Below are 8941 nucleotides of genomic sequence, written 5' to 3'. Positions count from 1 at the left end.
CTGCTGCGCCGGCCCCTGCCCCCGCCGCCAAGGCGCCCGCGCCGCGGCCCGCCGCGGACAGCCTGATGTCGCGCCAGGAGCTTCAGGCGAAGCTGCTGCGCGAGGCCGAGGAAGCGCGCATGGCCGCGAACGAGGAGGCGCGCCGCCGCGAGGAACGCGCCAAGGTCGAGGCGAGCGAGGACGAAAAGCGTCGCAGCGAGGAAAATCGCAAGGCCGAGGAAGAGGCCGCGCGCCGCGCCGAGGAAGAAGCGAAGCGCGCCGCCGAGGAGGCCGCGAAAGCGCCCGAACCCGCGCCCGAGTCTCAGCCCGCTGTCGCAGAGACCAAGGCCGAGGCATCGGCGCCAACGGTCAAGACCGACGAACGTCACCCCGCCCCGCGCAAGTTCACGCCGGTCGCGCCCGTCAAGCGGCCCGAGCCGCCGGCACGCCCTGCGCGTCCGGCCAAGGGCGTCGACGATCGCCGCCAGTCGGGCAAGCTCACCGTCAACCGCGCGCTCAACGAGGGCGACGGCGGCGCGCGTGCGCGCTCGCTCGCCGCGCTGAAGCGTGCGCGCGAGAAGGAAAAGCGTGCGCATATGGGCGGCTATAGCCAGCCCCAGGTGAAGCAGGTCCGCGACGTCGTCGTCCCCGAGGCGATCACGGTGCAGGAACTCGCCAATCGTATGGCCGAAAAGGGCGCCGACCTCGTGAAGGCGCTGTTCAAGATGGGCGTGATGGTGACCGTCAACCAGACGATCGACCAGGACACCGCCGAACTGCTCGTGACCGAATTCGGCCACAACATCACGCGCGTGTCCGATTCGGACATTGAAATCGACACCGAAGCCGATGTCGATGCGGATGCGACGCTCCAGGCCCGTCCGCCCGTGGTCACGATCATGGGCCATGTCGACCACGGCAAGACCAGCCTGCTCGACGCGCTGCGCGGCACCGATGTCGTCGCGGGCGAAGCCGGCGGCATCACGCAGCATATCGGCGCCTATCAGGTGAAGACCAAGGGCGGTCAGCTCGTCACCTTCCTCGATACGCCGGGCCACGAGGCCTTTACCGAGATGCGCGCGCGCGGCGCGAACGTCACCGATATCGTCATCCTCGTGGTGGCGGCCGATGACGGCCTGAAGCCGCAGACAATCGAGGCGATCAACCATACCAAGGCGGCCGGCGTGCCGATGATCATCGCGATCAACAAGATCGACAAGGAAGGCGCCAATCCGCAGAAGGTGCGCGAGCGCCTGCTTGAGCACGAGATCGTGGTCGAGGCGATGGGCGGCGACGTCCAGGATGTCGAGGTGTCCGCGCTCAAGAAGACCAATCTCGACGAGCTGATCGACAAGATCTTGCTGCAGGCCGAAATCATGGAGCTCAAGGCCAATCCCGACCGCGCCGCCGAAGGCACGGTGGTCGAGGCCAAGCTCGACAAGGGTCGCGGCCCGGTGGCGACGATCCTCGTGCGCCGTGGCACGCTGCATGTCGGCGACGTGTTCGTCGTGGGCGGCGAGAGCGGCAAGGTCCGCGCGCTGATCAACGACAAGGGCCAGCAGATCAAGGAAGCCGGACCGTCGGCGCCCGTCGAGGTGCTGGGCCTGTCGGGCACGCCGCATGCGGGCGACACGCTCTCGGTCGTCGAGAACGAGGCACGCGCACGTGAGGTCGCGGCCTATCGCCAGCAGCTCGCGCTCGAAAAGCGCACGACGAGCGCGCCGGCGAGCTTCGACGCGATGTTCTCCGCACTCAAGGACAAGCAGGCGATCGAGTATCCGGTCGTCGTCAAGGCCGACGTGCAGGGTTCGACCGAGGCGATCGTCAACGCGCTCAACAAGATTTCGACCGACGAGATCAAGGTCCGCATCCTGCATTCGGGCGTGGGCGCGATCACCGAGTCGGACGTGACACTTGCCAAGGCGTCGAACGCGCCGATCATCGGCTTCAACGTGCGTCCCAACGCCAAGGCACGCGAGATCGGCGAACGCGACAAGGTGCGTTTCAAATATTTCGACGTGATCTATCACCTCACCGACGACATCCGCTCCGAAATGGCGGGTGAACTCGGCCCCGAAGCGATCGAGACCGTGGTCGGCCGCGCCGAGATCCGCGAGGTCTTCTCCGCGGGCAAGCACGGCAAGGCGGCGGGTCTGCTCGTCACCGAAGGCGTAATCCGCAAGGCGCTCAAGGCACGCATCACGCGCGACGACGTCATCATCTACAATGGCGAGATCGCCTCGCTGCGCCGCTTCAAGGACGATGTGGCCGAGGTTCGCGCGGGTCTGGAATGCGGTGTGACGTTCAGCCAGAACTTCACCGACATCAAGCCCGGCGACTATCTCGAAACCTTCGAGGTCGAGCTGCGCGAACGGACGCTCTAACACGGAGGTGCGGGCGGCATGACGGAGAGCATCTTCTCACGCCTGCCCGCGCCCCCGGCGGCCGAAACACTCGGCTGGGAACTGGTCAGCGAAGACCCCGAGGCGGGGATGATCGAGATCGCCTTCCATCCCTCGGAAAAGTTCCTCAATCCCCATGGCACGGTGCAGGGCGGCTTCGTCGCCGCGATGCTCGACGATACGCTGGGACCCGCGCTTGTGAGCAAGACCGGTGGCGCGTGCATTCCGGCTTCTATCGACCTCAACGTCAGCTTCATCCGGCCGGTACTACCGGGGCGTGTGATCGGCAGGGGCCGCGTCGTCAGCCTGGGCCGAAACATCGCCTTTCTCGAGGCCGAGCTGTTCGATGGCGAGGACCGCCTGCTGGCCCGTGCCACCTCAAGCGCCAGAATTGTGACAACTGATCGATGAGAAATACCGAAACCCCCGAAACCCGCTCCGTCCGCGTGCTGCGCGTGGGCGAACAGGTGCGCCATATACTGTCCGAGATCCTGATGCGCGGCGACGTGCATGACGCGACGCTCGCGACGCATCCCGTGTCGGTGACCGAAGTGCGCATGTCCCCCGATCTTCGCCATGCCACGGTGTTCGTAAAGCCCCTGCTGGGCAAGGACGAGGAAGCGGTGATCAAGGCGCTTCGCACCAACACTGCCTATCTCCAGCGCGAGGTCGCGCACCGCGTGAAGATGAAATATGCGGCGAAGCTCAAGTTCCTTGCGGACGAGAGCTTCGACGAGGGAAGCCATATCGACGCGTTGCTGCGCGAGCCCAAGGTCGCGCGCGACCTGGACAAGGACGAGGCGTGACGGCTTGCGCGGCGCGTCCGCAAGTCCAATAGGCAGGCCATGGCCAAGCTCTATTTCTACTATTCGTCGATGAACGCGGGGAAATCGACGACGCTGCTCCAGTCGAGCTTCAACTACCAGGAACGCGGCATGGAGACGATGCTCTTCACCGCCGCGATCGACGATCGCTATGCGCCGGGGATGATCAGCTCGCGCATCGGGCTCGAGGCGGCAGCGACGATGTTCGATGCCGGGACCGATATCCGCGCCGCGGTCGCGGTCGAGCATGCGCGGCGGCCACTCAACTGCATCCTTGTCGACGAGGCACAGTTCCTGACGCGCGATCAGGTGTGGCAGCTGGCCGGCATCTGCGACGAACTGCGGATCCCGGTGCTTGCCTACGGGCTGCGCACCGATTTCCAAGCCAATCTGTTTGAGGGCAGCGCCCATCTGCTCGCGCTTGCCGATGTGCTCGTCGAACTGAAGACGATCTGCGAATGCGGTGCCAAGGCAACGATGAACCTGCGCGTCGACGCCGAGGGCCGCGCCGTCCAGCAGGGCGCGCAGACCGAGATCGGCGGCAATGACCGCTATGTCGCACTGTGCCGCAAGCATTTCGTCGCGCGGACGCGCTGAGGGCGGCATGCACGGCTGGATCATTCTCGATAAACCGCTGGGGCTCGGCTCGACCCAAGCGGTCTCCGCGGTCAAGCGGGCGTTGCGGCAAGGCGAATACGGCAAGGTGAAGGTCGGGCATGGCGGCACGCTCGATCCGCTCGCCACGGGCGTGCTGCCGGTCGCGCTGGGTGAGGCAACCAAGCTGGCCGGCCGGATGCTCGACGCGTCGAAGGTCTATGCCTTCACGATCGGCTTTGGCACGCAGACCGACACGCTCGATGCCGAAGGTCAGGTGATCGCGACGAGCGATGTCCGCCCCGATCTTGCCGCGGTGGAGGCGATCCTGCCACGCTTCACCGGGCCGATCTCCCAGATGCCGCCCGCCTTTTCCGCGCTCAAGGTCGATGGCAAGCGCGCCTATGACCTCGCGCGCGCGGGTGAGGATGTGGTGCTGAGCCCGCGCGACGTGACGATTCACGCTCTCTCGCTGTGTCATTCCCGCGAAAGCGGGAATCCAGAGGATGCCGGTGGGGTTCTCGAAGATCGTCTGGATTCCCGCTTTCGCGGGAATGGCAGCGAAGGGTTGGAAGAGATCACCCTCACCGCGCATGTCTCGAAGGGCACCTATATCCGCAGCCTCGCGCGCGATATCGCGCTGGCGCTCGGCACGGTCGGCCATGTCACCATGCTGAGGCGCACCAGGGCGGGCCCCTTCACGCTCGATCAGGCGATTTCGCTGGACAAACTGGCGGAACTCTCTATGCACCGCGCGCTTGAAGACATAACCTTGCCGCTGACGGCGGGGCTGGACGACATCCCGGCTCTATCCGTCACCCCCGATCAGGCAAGGCTGCTCCGCCAGGGGCAGGTCTTGATCGGGATCGCTGCTCATCAGGGCCTTCACCTCGCCACCGAAGCGGAAACGCCGGTAGCGCTTGTGGAGGTTTCCGGTCCGGAAATCCGGGTGGTGCGCGGCTTCAACCTGTAGCGATGTCGAAGGAAAAAGATTTTTATGACGATTACTGCCGAGCGCAAGGAAGCGCTGATCAAGGAACACGCCCGCGCCGAGGGTGATACGGGCAGCCCCGAAGTCCAGATCGCGGTTCTGACCGAGCGCATCGTCAACCTGACCGAGCACTTCAAAGGCCACCACAAAGACAACCATTCGCGTCGCGGCCTGCTCATGATGGTGAACAAGCGCCGCAGCCTTCTCGACTATCTGAAGAAGAAGGACAACGCGCGGTACACCGATCTCATCGCGAAGCTCGGTCTTCGCAAGTAACTTAAGGGCGCCCATCGGGCGCCCTTTTGGCATTCCGGCACTGGCCGGAATCCCGCAAATGGCCGTGCAACAGCACGGACTTGGCCCCGGCTTCCCCGGGGCAACCGGGTGAGGCAATAAGGCTCTCACCCGATGGGGCACGGAAAGCCCCGCACCGCACGGGCCGGCTTAGCCCGCACACAGGCCCCCGTCGCATAGGGCGACGGGAGTGAAGGAAAACAGATGTTCAACATGAAGACAGTCGAAATCGAGTGGGGCGGACAAACCCTCAAGCTCGAAACGGGCCGCGTTGCCCGCCAGGCCGACGGCGCGGTTCTCGCGACGTTGGGTGAAACCGTCGTGCTCTGCGCCGTCACGGCCGCGCGCTCGGTCAAGGAAGGGCAGGATTTCTTCCCGCTCACCGTCCACTATCAGGAAAAATATTCGGCCGCCGGGCGCATCCCGGGTGGCTTCTTCAAGCGCGAGCGCGGCGCGACCGAGAAGGAGACGCTGGTCTCCCGCCTCATCGACCGGCCGATACGGCCGTTGTTCCCTGAAGGGTTCTATAACGAAATCAACGTTATTGCTCAGGTTCTCAGCTATGACGGCGAGAACGAGCCCGACATCCTTGCGATGGTCGCGGCCTCGGCGGCGCTGACGCTGTCGGGCGTGCCCTTCATGGGCCCGATCGGTGCGGCACGCGTCGGCTATGTCGACGGCGAGTACGTCCTCAACCCGACCGACGAGCAGGTTGCCGCGGGCGACCTCGACCTCGTGGTCGCGGGCACGCAGGGCGCGGTGATGATGGTCGAATCCGAAGCCAAGGAGCTTTCGGAAGACGTCATGCTCGGCGCGGTGATGTTCGCGCACAAGAACTGCCAGAAGGTGATCGACGCGATCATCAAGCTGGCCGAGCAGGCCGCCAAGGATCCGTGGGACATGGCGCCGCAGGCCGACCTTTCGGCCGCGAAGACCAAGCTCAAGAAGCTGATCGGCAAGGACATCGAGGCGGCGTACAAGCTGACCAACAAGTCCGAGCGCTCGGGCGCGCTCAACGAGGCGCGCGCCAAGGCCAAGGAAGCCTTCTCGGAAGAGACGCCGCAGGACCAGATGGCCGCGATGAAGCTCGTCAAGAAGCTCGAGGCCGAAATCGTCCGCACCGCGATCCTCAAGGATGGCCGCCGCATCGACGGCCGCGACACGAAGACCGTCCGGCCGATCGAGGCAATGGTCGGCTTCCTGCCGCGCACCCACGGCTCGGCGCTGTTCACGCGCGGCGAGACGCAGGCGATCTGCACGACCACGCTGGGCACCAAGGACGCCGAGCAGATGATCGACGGCCTCACCGGCCTTCGCTACGAGCACTTCATGCTGCACTACAACTTCCCGCCCTATTCGGTCGGCGAGGTTGGCCGCTTCGGTGCGCCGGGTCGTCGCGAAGTCGGCCACGGCAAGCTCGCATGGCGCGCGCTGCACCCCGTGCTGCCGTCGAAGGACGAGTTCCCCTACACGATCCGCGTGCTCTCCGACATCACCGAGTCCAACGGCTCGTCGTCGATGGCGACGGTCTGCGGCGGCTCGCTGTCGATGATGGACGCGGGCGTGCCGCTCAAGCGCCCTGTTTCGGGCATCGCGATGGGCCTCATCCTCGAAGTGGACAGCAAGGGGAACCGGGATTTCGCGGTGATCAGCGACATCCTCGGCGACGAGGATCACCTCGGCGACATGGACTTCAAGGTCGCGGGGACGTCGGAAGGCATCACCTCGCTCCAGATGGACATCAAGATCGCGGGCATCACCGAGGAGATCATGAAGGTCGCGCTCGCGCAGGCGAACGAAGGCCGCGCGCACATCCTCGGCGAAATGGCCAAGGCGCTCGACCACACGCGTGAAGAGCTGTCGGCGCACGCACCGCGCATCGAGACGATCCAGATCGACAAGTCGAAGATCCGCGAAGTCATCGGCACGGGTGGCAAGGTGATCCGCGAGATCGTCGCCGAGACCGGCGCCAAGGTCGACATCGACGACGAGGGCGTGATCAAGATCAGCTCTTCGGACCTCAACCAGATCGAGGCCGCCAGGAAGTGGATCCTCGGCATCGTCGAGGAAGCCGAGGTGGGCAAGATCTACACCGGCAAGGTCGTCAACCTCGTCGATTTCGGCGCCTTCGTGAACTTCATGGGCGGCAAGGACGGCCTCGTCCACGTCTCGGAGATCAGGAACGAGCGCGTCGAGAAGGTCGCGGACGTCCTCTCCGAAGGCCAGGAAGTCAAGGTCAAGGTCCTCGAGATCGACCCGCGCGGCAAGGTCCGCCTGTCGATGCGCGTCGTCGACCAGGAGACCGGCGCCGAGCTGGAAGACACGCGCCCACCGCGCGAGGAACGCCCGCGTGGCGACCGCGGTGATCGCGGCGACCGTGGCCCCCGCCGTGACGGCGGCGACCGTGGTCCCCGTGGCGGCGGCCGTGACCGTGGTCCGCGCCGCGACGGCGGCGACCGCGGCGACCGCGGCCCGCGCCGCGAGCGCAGCGAAGGCGGCAAGGACGAGGGCCCCGAGCCCGAATTCGCGCCCGCATTCCTGAACCGCGACGACGACTGAGGCTTTTCGGTCAAACCAACACGGGAAAGGGGTCGCTTCGGCGGCCCCTTTTTCTTTAGCTATTCGACGCGGACATATGCCCGGCCCGTCTGCTGCTCGGGCGTGCCGCACGATACGACGTAGTCGAAATAGCTCACCCCCTTGAAGGCCCCGAGCGCACGAATGGTGAGCGTGCCATCTGGGTTGATCGTGGCCCCGATTTCACTGGCCGTTGCCGATGGAACGGATACGGAAACGGTGCCGCATGATGGCGAAGGGGTCAGCGGGTTCGTGCTCTGCGCAAGCTGATCGTTACCATGGGGCTGATGCGTGACGAGCGCCCCGCCCTGCGGCAGGAAGTAGAAATCGGTGACCGGAAGAATGCGGCCGCTTGTCGGAAATGCGGGCTGTTCTTGAAAGCGTGCCGTGCCGTCGAGGATGTCCTGAACGGTAACGGCGAGCGCATCCGTCGCGGCTTGAGCGCTGTTTGCCTTGAGGAGCTTTTCAAGCTCGCGTCCGAGATAGCCATAGATGCCGAGCGTGAAGCGGGCGGATTGCTGGCGCGTGGTGACGCTGATTCCGATCGCCGCGGCATAGGCGTCGACCAGACGTGCCGCTGCACTCAGCACGTCGCTCCGCAGCGGCGGATTGCCCGTGTCCGCCGTGGCGAGCAGGCCGGACATATAGGCATTCTCGAAGATGAAGCGCTTGGGATGCGCCCTCAAATAGTCTGCAATCGGTAGCGTCGAGGAGCCTGATATATTCGGGGTGCCCCGGTATTTGACCGTTGAATAGGCAGCGATCAGCGCCATGACCCGTAACTGGCCGGCAATGACGCGCCCGGTATTGGCCTGTACCGTCATGTCGGAGGAAGAAAGCGCTGCAATTGCGTCGAAGTTCGTCAGGTCGACATCACTCGATAGTGCAAAGAGACTGCCCAGCAGTCCGAAAGCCTCCTTGACCGCGGTCTGATCCCCTACGCCGTCGATCATCCAGGTAAGCGGCGAGAAGGTGAGCGATCCGGGCGGCGCAGTGTAGGCGACCAAGGTGGAGCCGGCCTGCTCGACGCCATAAGCGGCCATCCGATACCCGCTCAGCTGTGTGATGCTGGAAAAGGCGAGAGGGCCATGACCATAGTTTGAGAGCGACGGATCGGCGGCCGACGGGCTGAATCGGCCATCGCGCGTTCCATATTGTCCGGAGAAATTGGGACCGATTGGGTTGGTGCCCATCCGTCCGACATCGATCGACCAGAAGCCGGCGATGGCGGCGCCGGCATAGGCTCGCGTCACTGGCGGCGGCGGTGGTGGCGGCGGTGG

General features: G+C 65.1%; 8 protein-coding genes. 7 read left to right on the top strand and 1 reads right to left on the bottom strand.

What is annotated here, in order from left to right; translation table 11 throughout:
* The 7 genes from infB to pnp all read left to right on the top strand — a co-directional run.
* Positions 1-2363 (top strand): translation initiation factor IF-2 (infB, locus tag AC3WJD_RS21045; protein WP_492748717.1); only part of this gene is annotated, 2363 nt, incomplete at its 5' end.
* 18 nt (positions 2364-2381) lie between these two features.
* On the top strand, positions 2382-2792 hold the full coding sequence (locus AC3WJD_RS21040; RefSeq protein ID WP_492748716.1) for a PaaI family thioesterase: 411 nt from the start codon (positions 2382-2384) through the stop codon (positions 2790-2792).
* The gene (gene rbfA / locus AC3WJD_RS21035) at positions 2789-3187 is read left to right on the top strand and encodes a 30S ribosome-binding factor RbfA (RefSeq protein ID WP_492748715.1); all 399 of its coding nucleotides are present in this window, start codon (positions 2789-2791) and stop codon (positions 3185-3187) included. Before AC3WJD_RS21040 ends, rbfA begins: the two co-directional genes overlap by 4 nt.
* Positions 3188-3226: 39 nt before the next feature.
* Positions 3227-3802, top strand: a complete 576-nt coding sequence (locus tag AC3WJD_RS21030; RefSeq protein ID WP_492748714.1) for a thymidine kinase — start codon at positions 3227-3229, stop codon at positions 3800-3802.
* Between the two features lie 7 nt (positions 3803-3809).
* Entirely contained in the window at positions 3810-4772 is a 963-nt protein-coding gene (truB, locus tag AC3WJD_RS21025; RefSeq protein ID WP_492748713.1) for a tRNA pseudouridine(55) synthase TruB, read from the top strand.
* Positions 4773-4796: 24 nt separating this feature from the next.
* Positions 4797-5066, top strand: a complete 270-nt coding sequence (rpsO, locus tag AC3WJD_RS21020; RefSeq protein ID WP_241631477.1) for a 30S ribosomal protein S15 — start codon at positions 4797-4799, stop codon at positions 5064-5066.
* Between the two features lie 222 nt (positions 5067-5288).
* A complete protein-coding gene (pnp, locus tag AC3WJD_RS21015) occupies positions 5289-7643 on the top strand; it encodes a polyribonucleotide nucleotidyltransferase (RefSeq protein ID WP_492748712.1) in 2355 nt (784 codons plus the stop codon).
* 59 nt (positions 7644-7702) lie between these two features.
* Here the strand turns inward: pnp and AC3WJD_RS21010 are convergent, their stop codons facing one another.
* Positions 7703-8704, bottom strand: coding sequence for a hypothetical protein (locus AC3WJD_RS21010; RefSeq protein ID WP_492748711.1), 1002 nt, complete (start codon positions 8702-8704; stop codon positions 7703-7705).
* Positions 8705-8941 lie beyond the last annotated feature (237 nt).

The sequence above is a fragment of the Sphingobium sp. FW306-1B-F04DB genome (genome assembly GCF_058781925.1).
Note: the sequence above shows the minus strand (reverse complement) of the source record. Positions and strands in the feature narration are given on the sequence as shown.

Bases quoted from the DNA above. Each gene is read 5' to 3' on its own strand.
- AC3WJD_RS21040 (WP_492748716.1), top strand. From the start codon at position 2,382: ATGACGGAGAGCATCTTCTCACGCCTGCCCGCGCCCCCGGCGGCCGAA.
- rbfA (WP_492748715.1), top strand. From the start codon at position 2,789: ATGAGAAATACCGAAACCCCCGAAACCCGCTCCGTCCGCGTGCTGCGC.
- AC3WJD_RS21030 (WP_492748714.1), top strand. From the start codon at position 3,227: ATGGCCAAGCTCTATTTCTACTATTCGTCGATGAACGCGGGGAAATCG.
- truB (WP_492748713.1), top strand. From the start codon at position 3,810: ATGCACGGCTGGATCATTCTCGATAAACCGCTGGGGCTCGGCTCGACC.
- rpsO (WP_241631477.1), top strand. From the start codon at position 4,797: ATGACGATTACTGCCGAGCGCAAGGAAGCGCTGATCAAGGAACACGCC.
- pnp (WP_492748712.1), top strand. From the start codon at position 5,289: ATGTTCAACATGAAGACAGTCGAAATCGAGTGGGGCGGACAAACCCTC.
- AC3WJD_RS21010 (WP_492748711.1), bottom strand. From the start codon at position 8,704: ATGGCCGCTTATGGCGTCGAGCAGGCCGGCTCCACCTTGGTCGCCTAC.